This is a genomic window from Pedobacter nutrimenti (genome assembly GCF_032678445.1).
Classification (GTDB): domain Bacteria; phylum Bacteroidota; class Bacteroidia; order Sphingobacteriales; family Sphingobacteriaceae; genus Pedobacter; species Pedobacter nutrimenti_A.
Genome location: NZ_JAVTSQ010000003.1, coordinates 452,959 through 466,137 on the forward strand (window position 1 = coordinate 452,959; position 13,179 = coordinate 466,137).

The 13,179-nt window shown below is 34.8% G+C and carries 17 protein-coding genes; 4 read left to right on the top strand and 13 right to left on the bottom strand.

The genetic code is table 11. The features are described from left to right. The first annotated feature begins 37 nt into the window (after positions 1 to 37). The 3 genes from R2S08_RS07150 to R2S08_RS07160 all read left to right on the top strand — a co-directional run bounded on the left by R2S08_RS07150 (position 38) and on the right by R2S08_RS07160 (position 3,159). Positions 38 to 2,068: a S9 family peptidase gene (locus R2S08_RS07150; RefSeq protein ID WP_316834513.1), complete on the top strand. Its 2,031-nt coding sequence runs from the start codon at positions 38 to 40 to the stop codon at positions 2,066 to 2,068. A 1-nt stretch (position 2,069) separates the two neighbouring features. Beyond that, entirely contained in the window at positions 2,070 to 2,384 is a 315-nt protein-coding gene (locus R2S08_RS07155) for a GNAT family N-acetyltransferase (RefSeq protein WP_316834514.1), read from the top strand. Between the two features lie 199 nt (positions 2,385 to 2,583). Continuing rightward, positions 2,584 to 3,159, top strand: a complete 576-nt coding sequence (locus tag R2S08_RS07160) for a DUF4143 domain-containing protein (RefSeq protein WP_316834515.1) — start codon at positions 2,584 to 2,586, stop codon at positions 3,157 to 3,159. Between the two features lie 611 nt (positions 3,160 to 3,770). Here R2S08_RS07160 and R2S08_RS07165 read toward each other — a convergent pair. The 13 genes from R2S08_RS07165 to R2S08_RS07225 all read right to left on the bottom strand — a co-directional run bounded on the left by R2S08_RS07165 (position 3,771) and on the right by R2S08_RS07225 (position 12,330). Further along, complete coding sequence (locus R2S08_RS07165) at positions 3,771 to 4,016, bottom strand: hypothetical protein (protein WP_316834516.1); 246 nt, start codon at positions 4,014 to 4,016, stop codon at positions 3,771 to 3,773. A gap of 705 nt (positions 4,017 to 4,721) precedes the next feature. Continuing rightward, positions 4,722 to 5,435: a DUF4262 domain-containing protein gene (locus tag R2S08_RS07170; protein WP_316834517.1), complete on the bottom strand. Its 714-nt coding sequence runs from the start codon at positions 5,433 to 5,435 to the stop codon at positions 4,722 to 4,724. A 143-nt stretch (positions 5,436 to 5,578) separates the two neighbouring features. After that, on the bottom strand, positions 5,579 to 6,166 hold the full coding sequence (locus tag R2S08_RS07175; protein WP_316834518.1) for a hypothetical protein: 588 nt from the start codon (positions 6,164 to 6,166) through the stop codon (positions 5,579 to 5,581). Between the two features lie 38 nt (positions 6,167 to 6,204). Next, complete coding sequence (locus R2S08_RS07180) at positions 6,205 to 6,714, bottom strand: hypothetical protein (protein ID WP_316834519.1); 510 nt, start codon at positions 6,712 to 6,714, stop codon at positions 6,205 to 6,207. Between the two features lie 458 nt (positions 6,715 to 7,172). Further along, positions 7,173 to 7,571 (bottom strand): hypothetical protein, encoded by a 399-nt coding sequence (locus R2S08_RS07185; RefSeq protein WP_316834520.1) that lies wholly within the window; start codon positions 7,569 to 7,571, stop codon positions 7,173 to 7,175. Positions 7,572 to 7,818: 247 nt separating this feature from the next. Next, on the bottom strand, positions 7,819 to 8,301 hold the full coding sequence (locus R2S08_RS07190; protein ID WP_316834521.1) for a hypothetical protein: 483 nt from the start codon (positions 8,299 to 8,301) through the stop codon (positions 7,819 to 7,821). A 160-nt stretch (positions 8,302 to 8,461) separates the two neighbouring features. After that, positions 8,462 to 8,707 carry a hypothetical protein gene (locus tag R2S08_RS07195; protein WP_316834522.1) on the bottom strand — a complete coding sequence of 82 codons (246 nt, stop codon included), beginning with the start codon at positions 8,705 to 8,707 and terminating at the stop codon, positions 8,462 to 8,464. Positions 8,708 to 9,029: 322 nt separating this feature from the next. Further along, positions 9,030 to 9,758 carry a DUF4262 domain-containing protein gene (locus tag R2S08_RS07200; protein ID WP_316834523.1) on the bottom strand — a complete coding sequence of 243 codons (729 nt, stop codon included), beginning with the start codon at positions 9,756 to 9,758 and terminating at the stop codon, positions 9,030 to 9,032. Between the two features lie 118 nt (positions 9,759 to 9,876). Next, positions 9,877 to 10,260 (bottom strand): hypothetical protein, encoded by a 384-nt coding sequence (locus tag R2S08_RS07205; RefSeq protein WP_316834524.1) that lies wholly within the window; start codon positions 10,258 to 10,260, stop codon positions 9,877 to 9,879. Positions 10,261 to 10,331: 71 nt separating this feature from the next. Continuing rightward, entirely contained in the window at positions 10,332 to 10,772 is a 441-nt protein-coding gene (locus R2S08_RS07210) for a tetratricopeptide repeat protein (protein WP_316834525.1), read from the bottom strand. Positions 10,773 to 10,819: 47 nt separating this feature from the next. Beyond that, positions 10,820 to 11,434, bottom strand: coding sequence for a hypothetical protein (locus R2S08_RS07215; RefSeq protein WP_316834526.1), 615 nt, complete (start codon positions 11,432 to 11,434; stop codon positions 10,820 to 10,822). Between the two features lie 12 nt (positions 11,435 to 11,446). After that, the gene (locus tag R2S08_RS07220) at positions 11,447 to 11,878 is read right to left on the bottom strand and encodes a hypothetical protein (RefSeq protein WP_133784526.1); all 432 of its coding nucleotides are present in this window, start codon (positions 11,876 to 11,878) and stop codon (positions 11,447 to 11,449) included. Positions 11,879 to 11,967: 89 nt separating this feature from the next. After that, positions 11,968 to 12,330, bottom strand: a complete 363-nt coding sequence (locus R2S08_RS07225; protein ID WP_316834527.1) for a hypothetical protein — start codon at positions 12,328 to 12,330, stop codon at positions 11,968 to 11,970. A gap of 176 nt (positions 12,331 to 12,506) precedes the next feature. Here R2S08_RS07225 and R2S08_RS07230 point away from each other — a divergent pair, with 176 nt between their 5' ends. Next, entirely contained in the window at positions 12,507 to 13,064 is a 558-nt protein-coding gene (locus tag R2S08_RS07230) for a hypothetical protein (protein WP_316834528.1), read from the top strand. Positions 13,065 to 13,179: the final 115 nt, after the last annotated feature.

Consider the following 13,179-nt stretch of genomic DNA (forward strand, 5'->3'; position numbering starts at 1 on the left):
TTGTAGCACAAAACATTGTATTCTAATAAAACCATCAATGAGAAAGATATCACTACTGCTTTTGTTCATCATGCCGCTCATCCTGTTTGGTCAGGAAAAGAATGTGATGACACCTGAATTACTTTGGTCCTTAGGTAAAGTCGCCACTTTAGGTAACAGTCCGGATGGTAAAATACTTTTTTATAAAATAGGTAAGACTGATTTGACTACCGAAAAGACAAGCAACCAATACTTCCTTCTGAATGTTGATAACGGACAACAAACAAAGACAGATCTATTGGGTGACAAAACGTTTGTTCAATGGGATAAAAATGGTATTTATGCTATAAAAGGCGCAGAACTTTTCTTAAGCACGGATATGGGGAAAACCTGGAAAACAGTTTCGTCGCAATTGAAAGATGCTGAAAATGTGGTTGTTTCTCCTGATGGTCTATGGATTGCATTTTCTAAAACCATCAGCTTTTCTAAGGTTTTGGGTAAGGAAATTTATAATGACGTTCCGAAAAGTACAGCGCAGGTTTATACTGATTTAAACATCCGCCATTGGGACGCCTGGAATGAAGGAAAGGTTTCTCATGTTTTCGTTTCAAGCACCAATAATACGGGTGCGCCTGTTCGCGACCTCTTAGAGAACGAACCTTATGATGCGCCTCAGAAACCATTTGGTGGTGCAGAAGATTTCATCTTTAGCCCCGACAGTAAATCGATCCTATACGTTTGCAAAAAGAAGATCGGCAAGGCCTATGCTCAAAGCACCAATACCGACATTTATGCTTATCATATAGGAGATGCAAAAACGACCAATCTTACAGAAGGGATGATGGGATATGATATGGCTCCTGCTTTCAGTAAAGATGGCAAAAAACTGGCGTGGTTAAGCATGAAACGTGATGGCTATGAAGCAGATAAAAATGACGTCGTGGTTATGGACTGGGCCACCAAGGTTAAAATGAATGTGACGTCTGCATGGGATGAAACTGTTGACGGTGGCTTTTCCTGGAGTACCAACAGCGACCATATTTTCTTTAATGCTGCAATTAAAGGAACGAAACAGTTGTTTTCGGTAAAAGTTCCTGCAAATCTTATGGCTCGTATCTCGCCCCCGGTTACACAAATTACTAAGGGTGCTTTTGACATTACAGGTATTTCTGCACAAAATGGAGATCATTTAATTGTATCCCGTACGGATATGAATCATGCAACTGAATTATTTAACGTGGATTTGAAGTCTGGGAACATGAAGGCTGTTACCCATGCAAATGATGCAGATTATGCGCGTATTGCCATAAGTGATACTAAGCTGCGTATGGTAAAAACGACTGATGGCAAGGAAATGGGTGTATGGGTAGTTTATCCGCCAAACTTTGATCCTGCTAAAAAATATCCGACGTTATTGTATTGTCAGGGTGGGCCGGAATCTTCTTTAACACAGTTCTACAGTGTTCGGTGGAATTTTCAGTTGATGGCTGCAAATGGGTATATTGTTGTGGCTCCTAATCGCCGTGGTATGCCTGGATGGGGTGTTGAATGGAATGAGGCTATTGCTAAAGACTGGGGTGGGCAGCCTATGCAAGATTATCTTTCGGCTATTGATGATGTATCGAAAGAGAGTTATGTTGACAAAGATAGATTGGGTTGTGTAGGTGCGAGTTATGGTGGGTACAGCGTATATATGCTGGCTGGCATCCACAATAATCGTTTCAAAACTTTTATTGCTCATGATGGGTTGTTTGATATGAAAAGCTGGTATGGTACAACCGAAGAGCTTTGGTTTGCTAATTTTGATCTGGGTGGTAATTACTGGAGTAACCCTGTGTCTAAAAGCTATACTGAATTTAACCCTTCTAATTACATCAGTAAATGGAATACACCGATTATGGTTATTCAGGGTGGTATTGATTTTCGTGTTCCGATTGAACAAGGGCTGGAGGCTTTTCAGGCTGCGCAGTTAAAGGGTATCAAAAGTAAATTATTATATCTGCCAAATGAGAACCACTGGGTATTGCATGCGCATAATGGACTGGTATGGCAAAGGGAATTTTTTAGCTGGTTAAAAGAGACTTTGTAGGATGGATAATGTAATGATCAGGGCTGCTAAATCTGCAGATTTGGATATACTTTGTGACTTTCAACAGGAGCTGGTGGATGCCGAACGTCCTTTTGATCCGACCATAAAGGAAGGTAAAGTGATTTATTATGATATAGCTGAATATAGGGGTCAGGGTGTGAATAGTAAGGTTATGGAGACTCTTAAAGCGTGGTCTTTATCGCATGGGGTTACTGAAATACGGCTGGAGGTTTATGCTCAAAATAATGCCGCGCTAAAAGCGTATTTAAAATCTGGGTTTAAGCCGCATGTGATGGAAATGAGGATGGAGTGCTAATTTTTCTAATCGATTTCCCTTTACATTTTTTTGATTACCGTGTAATTTAAATATTAAATATCAAATTTGCACGGATGATTAAAAGAAGAGTAGAAAAGCAAGTGGAGGAAGCACTCAAAAGAAGTGCCTCAGTAGCACTGATGGGACCTCGTCAAGTTGGAAAGACTACTATCGCTATTAATATCAGCGAAGTAACACCATGCTGGCACATCTTCAGGGAGGAATGACCAATGCTTCACAAATTGCTAAAAGCCTTGAATTAACCTCCACAACAATTAGCCGGTATCTGGATTTAATGGTCGACTTATTGTTGGTACGCCGTTTACAACCTTGGACCGGAAATGTAGGAAAACGTTTGGTAAAAACCCCTAAAGTGTACGTAAGAGATAGTGGAATTACACACGCATTACTCAACATTCAAAATTATAATGATTTGCTTGGGCATCCTGTAGCTGGCGGTAGCTGGGAAGGATTTGTAATTGAGAACATTTTATCAGTTGCTCCAGAAAACGTTATCCCATTCTACTACAGAACTTCTCACGGTGCAGAAATTGACCTCATTCTAGAGTTTTCCGGCAGCAAAAAGTGGGCTATTGAAATTAAACGGAATTCTTCACCAAGTCTTTCAAAAGGATTTCATTTAGCCTGTCAGGATATCAATCCTGAAAAGAAATTTGTTGTTTATTCCGGTCAGGATAGGTTTTCTATGACATCAGACATTATTGCCATATCTCTTACCGGGTTAATGACGGAACTACTGCAAATACAGTCTTAGTAAAAATTTAGTATAGATAAACCACAGTAAAATGATCCCTTCTCGACAATTCTGAAGTGCCCTCCTTTGGAGCTTATACTCAATACATCAATTTGTCTAATACTTTTCTGAAAAGTCTAATCCATCAAAGCAGCGACCCTAATGAATCACCGCCTTGATAGTTTATTTTACATACCCTAATGATATATTATCTAATTACCTGAAACAAAGATCCAATCATCCTGTTTTGAATTTCTAAGCGCCTCAAAGCCTATTTCAAGATTGCCTAGCAAACTAAGACTTACATCTAATGAAAGAATTTCACCTAAAGAGATGACCCTATAATCTTCATCAATTAGATTTTCTTCTGGCCCGCTAAACTGCCAACTCCCTTAACTCCTTTTTTTGATTGCACTGGAGGATCTAGCGATTTTCCACTAATATCACTTTTTAAGGTACCTCCATTTTCTAATTTAAATGGAGCACAATTATTGCTATTGATGGGCCCTGTTCTTTATTTGATAAATGGAGTATTTATTGTTGTTAACAGTATAAGAAGTTATAATGGCAAAAATGTCTTTTATAAGCCTGCGTTTAGGTTTTTAAAATAATATGCTTTGGCTGAAGTTATACTATTGTGGTGTTTCGGGATCAGGGTTATCTATAACTTCAGCATATACTCCATAAACCTCTGCCTGACTTATAAGGTAATCAACCATTTCAGCTTTAGCACTTATCACTATAGTCTTACCATCTACAATTTCGTCTTTGATTTGTTTTGCTTCTTTCAAGGAAATTCCAGCTTTATGATGCAATAATTGAATAAACTTGATCTTATTCATTCCTTTTTTCCAGCCCGTAAATTTGATTTTCTTCATCTCAATAACCGTACTTTTAAGTTACATAATTGCCCGGATTTTTCGAGTTTTCAGTGTACGATTTTTCGGGGGGAGGTCACTTTATAATTGTACTTGTTCCTTTTTTTGCATAAAAAATGCCCCCAATTAGTGTCTAACTATTTGGGGCAATGCAATCACGGGATTTGTTAAACATGCTGAAGGTTTAACTTTTAATATTGTATCTCTTAAAGTGACTTATCATTACAGCAATAGATGTTCCCAAGTAAAAAATGAGTGGGTATACCTTACATATCCTATGGAATAGCATACCTGAACTCTCATTAAAAAAATATAAATTCAACATTGCTGTAAAGTCCATGAATGTGGGGACATTTTTATGCGTCGAATTAAAAAAGTCAAAGACACCATATATACAAATTATAAACAATATGGCCCATGTTAGCTTGCTTCTGTATAATAGGAGGAAGATTATGATCAACATTAATAAAATATGACTGTAACCAACACTCAATTCTTTAATAAAAAGCATATATGTCTCAGCCACTATTATTGCTATAAAAACACTAATTGAAACAATCTTAACAATTTTCATCATCTAGCTATTTTCTACTATAATATTTATAATGTTGCCATATTCATTTTTTAGCTGAAGTACTGTACATAAGCTTAGTTTTAGCTTTTACTGAGATTTTATCATTCTCCTATGCAACAAGCCTAGCTTTTTTATTCCCATTTATTCCAATTCAATTCAAGAGATTCTCTCCACAATCCTTCACCAACAGCCAGATTTACAATTGGTCCTAACGTATTGTCAATTCCCAAGATTGTTCCTAATGAAACAATTCTTATATCCTCTTCTTTTACATCTGGCCCTGGCCCTGAAAACATTTCCCATACACGATCTTCCCACCTGGTAAGTTCGGTTATTGTTTTGCCTTTAAGTGCATCGAAGTCTGTTATTACATAAGAATTTACTGGTGCTTTTACATTCCAATCCATATCAAGCCATTTCCAGATAGGATCATTTGGCATGAATGCTTCCGACATTAATGGTATGTCCAATGTTCTGTCTACTGGAGTAATTTGATAAGCCTTGATTTCATTTACGTTATAATAATCATAAACACCTAGCATTAGTTTTTTACACCAAGATGAATCTACCTTGCTTAAATAAAAAACATGATTCTCAGACAAGGAAAACTTAGAATCAACCGCTTGTCCAGTTTGCAATTTCAGATATATGTATTCAAATATCGATTCGTTCTCTTTTATAGTAACAAATCCACCTCCTCCAACAATCAATTCAAAACCTAATTTTTCAGTTAATCCAATAGAGTAAGAAAAATCTGGGTGCTGTCCACCATTAACGAGTGTAATGTGAAAGCCACGTTCATCAATATTCGATTGGATAATATCTAAAAACTCGTTATTTGTCATTATTATTTATTTGTTTTATGTAAATACCTATGACATTTTCCACCATCTGCGTGTCTCGTTGGATAATGATGTGATCTTGTGTCTTCAGCTTTTTGTTTAGCTATAGGCTCCTTTTCTGAGTTTCCTTGCTGTACCTCTTGGGTTTAATGAACATTATCTTTTTTCACTCTTTTAATAGCTATTAAATAATAAGTCAACATTGAAGAATTTTTACTTAGTAAAAGTGTCACTTTATTATTTAATTCTTTATTAAAATGTGGGCCATCAGAAAAAAAATACCAAAAACCTATAATTTCATCTTTTTCCTTTTTCTCCAGCAATTCTAAAATCTGTTTGCTATTATTTAAAAAAAACAACCTTAATCCAGCCTGAAAATAACTCACTGCATCAGCATCCCATTTACCATTTCTACTAATATCAAATAGCTTTTTGGAAAAAATCGCTTTATCAATACATGTTGAAGTTTTAAAAAAAAGAGCGACATGGTCGGGTGCGAAATCGTAATAAGGAGACGCTCCTTTCTTGTCATCAAATCCGTATAATTTTTGGAAGCTATTGAAGGAATCAGGAAACGTATAAAAGAAGTCTCTTAGATTTTTCAAACTCTGATTACTCTGACATTCTTTATATAACACTCCAATTTCGTTACTCTTTTTATTTTGAGCATGACATAATAAGCTAAAGAATATTAGGCTTAAAGCTGTTATTAAGTTTTTGATTAATTTTATCATTGATTATCAATTTTAAAGGCTTACTATGCGTTGGGACCTTAGCTTGATTTATACATTGAAAGTACCATATCAACATTGCTGTTTTTAATACTTTTCAATTTCTCTATGTAAGCGTTAGCCTTTTCGGAATTGATTGTTTTTAACGCGTGAATACATTTTCTTAATGTCGGTTCCATCTCATCGTCATACTTCCTGTAAGGATCTGGCTCTGTAGCGATTATATATAAAGAATCTGTAAAAATATCATCATTTAAATTTTCTAAATAAATGGTATTTACCAAGTCCTCATGTTGATCATGCCAGGTTTCCGTTAGCAATTTGGCTATAAATTTCGTGTAGCTGCTATCAATTCCGTTCCTATAGGCAATATTTAAAGCAAACAATAATTGCGCAGGATCTTCATGTACTATTGATTCGTTAATAATATTATGGATTTCGAATTTAAATTTCTTATCCGAAAGGGGAAGTCTATCAAAGAAAGAATGTACCATGGGCCGATCTTTTTGCTCCAATTCCTTATATTCAGAATACAATTTTTTAAGGTCCATTTGTTTTTTAGACAGTTGTGTACGCAAGTTAGGCAAAAGAACCTTACATAAAAAAGCCCTCAGAAAATCTGAAGGCTATCTCCAATGCAGGTTACTACATTTATTCGATTCATACCACGTCAACCATTTCTTTTTATCCGCATAAAAATCTGTTTTCTTTCGGTATCTAAAAATATAGCCATAATAAACTGAACTTCTAATCCCTGAATTTCTGATCACATTGTCAATACATTTACCAAAGTCCGTCCTATCCTTTCTTTTCCCTTCTACACATTCTTGAATATATCGAATGCTTTTAAAGTATTTAGATTTAAAAATGCTATTTTCAATACAACTGTCTGTAGAATTGATAAACCTAGGAGAACCCGTCGGGCTAAGTTTATTGGCATAGACATTCGTAACGAAAAGAAAAGCAAGATTAAAGAAAAACAAAACACTGGCCCTCATATCGCTTTATTTTAATAGTTAAGCTGGCTTGCTGATTTTATAATTCCATTTACGATCACATCCTCTTCACCTTTTTTACTAGCCTCACAGTTATACGAAACAAACATAACATCGTTCGATTTCCTGAATAACCAATAGCGCCAGTATGTTTCATCTTCATCTGTTACATTAAAATATGCATAGTTGTTAACTAATTCCACGTTTGCCTCCTCATATTTATCTTCTAAATAATCTTGAAGCTCTTCAACTATACTGACGGAGATTACATTTGGGGTTTGATAAATGGAGAATTGCAAAGCTCCAACTCCATTTTTTTGATTATAAAGACTGACAACGCCATTATCTTTTTCTCCATTCCAGCTGTCTGGAATTTCTACCGTAAAACTTTCATTCAGAGGAAATAATTTCATAGACCAATTTAAACGAATATTTATTCAAATCCAGGATATACAAAATCATATTCTCCTTTTTGAATTCTATGCAAGATACTATTAGGGCTAACAACTCCTCCAATTTCGGCTTTTTTATTAACACCTTTTAGCTTACCAACACTGTTAAACTGAGCATTTCCGAAACAAATTGTTACTTATTTGAACAAATGTCACTTTCAAACATGTAGTCCTGGTAATCTGGATTCGGCTTTTTATATTAACATTCTTATTTTTGGATATAAGATTTTGCTTTTACATAGATTTCAAGTTTTGAAACGATTTCATTTTTAAACCTATCCTCTATTCTTTTCTTTTCCTTGTCACTGTATTCCTTGTTTTCTTTCCAGTATCCATTTCCTATTTCAACACCTCTAATTGCAATCCTAACATATTCCGGATGCTCTGTATAGCCTGCGTCAACTAGAGAAATATAATACATCTCTTCAGGGGCACTTTCAAAATAGAAAATAAAAATCTTATTTCTTATATAGCCTTGTTTAATCCAGTCTTCGCCATAATTTTTCCACTTGTCAGGCATTGCATAATTCGGATATTCTTTGAACAACTTATCTACTGCGACATCCAGCTTCTTTGGCGATATAGGAAATACGATTGTATTCCACCCAGAAAATGATCCAGCGTCAATAAAACGGCAAGAAAGAAAACAAAAAAACGAGGTTAAAAAGAGAAGTTTTTTAAGTGATTTCATAATCTAAATTATCTAGGAAGCGGTATAGGAAATTCATTCTTTAACCCCATCTTAACGCCAGCATACCAAGAAAATTGATCGTAAAATTCTTTCATAACTTATTTAGCTTTGTCAACACTTCATTTCCGCTGTATAGTACGCCACGATTCCGCTTCAAAGATTATTTATCAATATCTCTATAATCTAGAACCAGTTTAGTATTGTTTTTTTTATAAACTTCCAAAATGTATGAAGATTTGTTTTTGGATAAAGAATCCCCGGTTTCTATAAAGCGTTCCCATGGCCTAATAATTGGGCAAGTAGTATGATTATTTAACACCGCATATTTTCCATTATGATTTCTTTCATCAAAATAGAAAGTATCAATTCGCCCTGAAAAATACTGTTCGAAATCTTCCTTCATCATTAATTCTTTTCTATTAGGCCCATGAAACATCGTATATAAACCATAGAAAATCAAAATAATAAGTGGTATACCTATTACTGAATAAATAATTAAATAGTCTTTTTTAACCATTGAGTTCCCTCCATACCTTCAGAATCAATGAATCTAATCGGATTATTGAATATATAATGACTTCGCGTCTTCTCTGCCAGCCAATCATAGAACCGGACTCCATAATCTAAAAACCACTAAGAATAAATCTACCCGCGGGTCTAAAATCTTTTTACTTGAATTGATGCAATCTGGACAAACAGACCGTGGTTTTTTGTTCACAAACATATTTTTATCCCCATTTATTCCAGCTTGATTGAAGAGATTCTCTCCAGAGCCCTTTACCTAAATCCAAATTAATCGCTGGTGTGAGCGTTTTATCTATACCTAAAATTGTTCCTAAGGACACAATCCTCATTTCGTCCTCTTTTACATCTGGACCTGCCCCAGCAAACATCTCCCACTCGTTATTTTCCCACCTGGTTACTTCGGTAATTGTATCCCCTAACAAAGCACTAATATTTGAGACAACTGTTGAATCCTCCGGAACCTTGTAATTCCATGTATGCACCAACCATTTCCAAACAGGTTCTGATGAAGCATCAAATATATTTGACAGATTTGGTATATCCAGAGTATAATGAGCTTTATCCGGCACTATTTGCATGGCCTTTATATGATCAGTTTCATAATAATCAAATACACCTAGCATCATTAGTTTGCTCCAAGATGGCTCCACGTTAGTAAGTGTAAATTTGCCAAAAGAATTCACATTAATGTTTTCACTATTTGTATTGTTTTTTCCCCTAAGTACCTTAACAATTTCATCAATAATCTTTAATGCATCCTCCTTTAGATAATAAATACCGCCCGCAAATATTAATTCAAATCCAATTGATTTACTTAATCCAATTGTATAAATATATCTAGGTTCGATTGTAGAATTCACTATTGTTATATGATACCCGTATTTAATTATATTAGACTGGATTAAATCCAAAAAACGACTCTTTTCATCCATAGTTATTCATGTATTTTTATGAAAATGTCTTGTAGTTGTTCCATTTTTCTGTTAATTTTTCCGCGTCTTTGCATCCAAGCCATTGATATCTAATATTCTCTATTTTAATAATCAATAACTAACTAATCCAATGATAGTCCAAATTTGGCGTATCATAATTCTCATCTAACTCATCTAGAATTTGTAATGCCATATTTCGACATCTATTCCAATTTTCATTATTTCTAAGGCTATTAAGATCCCATAACATTTGATTATTCGACATCTCATCAAAAAGAGTGTTAAGCTCGCTCAAAAGATCAAAGCTCCTCGCAGAAATAAGGTTCTCTTCTTTTAACCGATTGGTCAGCAAATAAGAATCATAAAATGTCAAGGCAATTTCATCTGGAATTACCACAAAATCAGGCATTGATTTAATTTGGGTATCAAACGGAGAAGCCACAAGTCTTAGACTTTTAACTAATTTAAAATAAAAATTTTTCACTTCCATAATCTGGACCATAACCATGCGTTTATTTGTATCTTATCAAAGATGTTTCGTTGCCAAATATTTCAACGTAGCACTTTCTCAAATTACTCTGAAATACCGTAAAAGTCTGCCATATCAAACCATACTTTAGCCAATTGTTTATCTTTTTCTATACCAATGCCATAATAATATAGTCTTCCAACCTCATAAATAGACTTTTTATCTCCTAGTAAAGCCGCCTTCATATAGTTGAGAAATGCTTCATTTAAGTTTTTTGGTGTCCCAATCCCTTTCTCGTAGGAAATTGCAATGTCAAAACAGGCTTCAGCAACATTATGCTCTGCTGCTTCAAAAAGTAGCTCAAAAGCTTTATAAACATTCTTTTTAACATGGGTACCAAACAAATACCAGGTTGCCAAGGCATATGTTGCCTTATAGTTATTTACCTTTTTTGCTTTCATTAGCAATGTAAACACTTCGTCTAAATCAACATCGTCCATTAAGGCTTTCTTCAATGCCAACTGATATAACCGATCTCCTTTCATAATTTATATTTTTAATACATGAAGACTCATCAAAAAATTGGCATATTTCATCTACCTCTATCAGTCAATTGTTTTAGATCCTTCTCTAAGCTACTTATATCATTACTATTACATTGATCTTCAAATTCATCAACAACGCCAATTTCTCCTATTGTCAGAATTCTAAATTCTTCACCTAAGATACCATCCAAAATGATTTCAGCAGCAGTTAAACGTTCATCAGTACTTAGAGTTGATAATCCAGATGCCTTAAAAATCACCTTAAACATTCCATCATCAAATTTTAGCAAAGTATATTGCCAATGCCCACCATCAATCTCAATTTCCTCTCCGTTATCTTTTTGAAAAATAAATAGGAGATTCCATTCCTTTGGTGGCTTAGAATAATAAAATTCCCAACCTTCACAGGATATAGAATAAGATATTATTTCCTTAGTTTTCTTTAATAATTCAGGGTCTCCTCCAGGGGAAATCACCAACATATGGCTATGTTCTACCCCAGGACCAATTTCCCATACAAAATCTCCTAAGTTTAGGATTCTCTCATCTAATTCATTTATTAATATCTCATTTTCAAATTTTTCCCCAAAATCATTGCAATGAGCTAAAAACCATTCCCAGAAATTCTTTATTTCTCCTATCTCCTGTGCTGTTGTTTTCATTGAATTACTGAGTTATTTCTTCGAGTGTGTGAGGTTAGACTGCAAACTTTTAATCCAGGCTGCAAAATAAGCCCGTTGCTCTTCTATAGTACCTATCTCATCAATCATCGCAGGTTCGAATATGTCCACCAGATCATCTAATGTCCCCTGTTTTCCAAGTTCTAGTCGATAAGCTTTTAGTCCATTGCTCATTTGAAGTACCATTCCTGAAGGATAAACGTTCTTTGCAGCACCCATACACAATGCAAACCAATTTTCCTTTTCCAATTCTGCTCTTATCTGCTTAAAGGATTCAAAGAAGTTACTACCTGAAGCTTGATATGTTCCTAAGTCATTAGTTTTAAGGCTAAGCAAAGATTTATCTTGGTCAGTTCTTGCCTCAATATAACCCTCCGAAGAGTGGCCTTCTTTATTCGAGATAGTTATTTTTTTAAGTACTGTCATTAATTCAAAATAAAAGGCGCAACGAATTTACTATTTGATCTGACTTGGTTCTGGAACTCACTCAACATCATACTCAATCGCCCCAAAACCTATAAATTTAGATACAAAGCATACTCTTCTTGAATCATTCCTTGGGAAACAAATTTATCCATTGAAGCGCCATATTCATTTACGGAAAAATCCAATGCTTCATCTTTAGTACTAAAAGTATTTATAACACCTAGCGGTTCATCGGGATCCAGAGTGGAAAACTCGTATATATCTATAAAATCATCGCTCCCCTCATCGAAGGATTCAATGTAAGCAACACTAAATTCATCATTACGCTCCTTCTTCATACTTAACCACTTTAAAACCGTATAATCTTCCTCATGTTTGTGACCAAGCCACTGTTCAACTGTTTTGCCTAAGCTCAAATTTGTTTTAAGTTGTTGTATATCTAGATATTTCATGTAATTTTTCAATTAGCAGTAATTTCCCTTACCTCATCTTTTGCGATCAGTGTTATTTCTATGCAAAAGAATATGATCTCTTCCAGGAAGTACAATGTTTAATTCGAATATATCAAATTTAGTTACCCCAAAACCTATATATTTAGAAACAATTAGTCAGACACCAAACAAGGCCCATGGATATTGATGAAGATATTTTCAATGCCAATTTAGAACTTACGAAGGCGTATTGTCGTTTGCAGATTGAGGGGGAAGTAAAAGATAATGCTAAGGTATTCAGAAGTTATAATCCAATACTCGATGGCAAACCACTTTTCTCCTTTAAAACTGAATATTTCAATTTCGACATTGAGCCGAATTTAAATCACTGCACATTGACGACATGGGCAATTGATCCTCTCGACACTGAAAATACGGTCGAGAATCTATTTGTTGAGCAATTGGCTTTTAAAAAAGAATCTCTTTCCAATAACGAGTTTAAAGAACAATCAGCAGGAAAAATCATCGTTTCAGAAATTGACTATACCTTTGTTGATGGCGCATCAGAAATTCAATCGCTAGGGCTTATTGATCTATATGATATGCCACCAATTGATACCTGGTTCTACTTGATTAAAACTGAGGAAACCAGACTTGTATTTGCCTGGATACCGGATGAATTTGTGCATTATGCAAACGAAGCGGTATTAGTGAATTGTGTTGATTGTATACAATGGTTTGAGGATTATAGCTGATTTCCTAGAACAGAAATATCTTTGTTAAATCAAACAGCCCTTCTGGGATGACCAGAAGGGCTGTGAGAAATTTGATGTATTAGTTAATTTAATTATTCCGTACCTAATCTTGGCT

Excerpts from the sequence above, each read along its gene's own strand:
- R2S08_RS07160 (WP_316834515.1), top strand. The coding sequence starts at position 2,584 with ATGCTGGCACATCTTCAGGGAGGAATGACCAATGCTTCACAAATTGCT.
- R2S08_RS07190 (WP_316834521.1), bottom strand. The coding sequence starts at position 8,301 with ATGAAATCACTTAAAAAACTTCTCTTTTTAACCTCGTTTTTTTGTTTT.
- R2S08_RS07170 (WP_316834517.1), bottom strand. The coding sequence starts at position 5,435 with ATGACAAATAACGAGTTTTTAGATATTATCCAATCGAATATTGATGAA.
- R2S08_RS07185 (WP_316834520.1), bottom strand. The coding sequence starts at position 7,571 with ATGAAATTATTTCCTCTGAATGAAAGTTTTACGGTAGAAATTCCAGAC.
- R2S08_RS07195 (WP_316834522.1), bottom strand. The coding sequence starts at position 8,707 with ATGATGAAGGAAGATTTCGAACAGTATTTTTCAGGGCGAATTGATACT.
- R2S08_RS07180 (WP_316834519.1), bottom strand. The coding sequence starts at position 6,714 with ATGGACCTTAAAAAATTGTATTCTGAATATAAGGAATTGGAGCAAAAA.
- R2S08_RS07215 (WP_316834526.1), bottom strand. The coding sequence starts at position 11,434 with ATGAAAACAACAGCACAGGAGATAGGAGAAATAAAGAATTTCTGGGAA.
- R2S08_RS07200 (WP_316834523.1), bottom strand. The coding sequence starts at position 9,758 with ATGGATGAAAAGAGTCGTTTTTTGGATTTAATCCAGTCTAATATAATT.
- R2S08_RS07150 (WP_316834513.1), top strand. The coding sequence starts at position 38 with ATGAGAAAGATATCACTACTGCTTTTGTTCATCATGCCGCTCATCCTG.
- R2S08_RS07225 (WP_316834527.1), bottom strand. The coding sequence starts at position 12,330 with ATGAAATATCTAGATATACAACAACTTAAAACAAATTTGAGCTTAGGC.
- R2S08_RS07175 (WP_316834518.1), bottom strand. The coding sequence starts at position 6,166 with ATGATAAAATTAATCAAAAACTTAATAACAGCTTTAAGCCTAATATTC.
- R2S08_RS07210 (WP_316834525.1), bottom strand. The coding sequence starts at position 10,772 with ATGAAAGGAGATCGGTTATATCAGTTGGCATTGAAGAAAGCCTTAATG.
- R2S08_RS07205 (WP_316834524.1), bottom strand. The coding sequence starts at position 10,260 with ATGGTCCAGATTATGGAAGTGAAAAATTTTTATTTTAAATTAGTTAAA.
- R2S08_RS07165 (WP_316834516.1), bottom strand. The coding sequence starts at position 4,016 with ATGAAGAAAATCAAATTTACGGGCTGGAAAAAAGGAATGAATAAGATC.
- R2S08_RS07220 (WP_133784526.1), bottom strand. The coding sequence starts at position 11,878 with ATGACAGTACTTAAAAAAATAACTATCTCGAATAAAGAAGGCCACTCT.
- R2S08_RS07230 (WP_316834528.1), top strand. The coding sequence starts at position 12,507 with ATGGATATTGATGAAGATATTTTCAATGCCAATTTAGAACTTACGAAG.
- R2S08_RS07155 (WP_316834514.1), top strand. The coding sequence starts at position 2,070 with ATGGATAATGTAATGATCAGGGCTGCTAAATCTGCAGATTTGGATATA.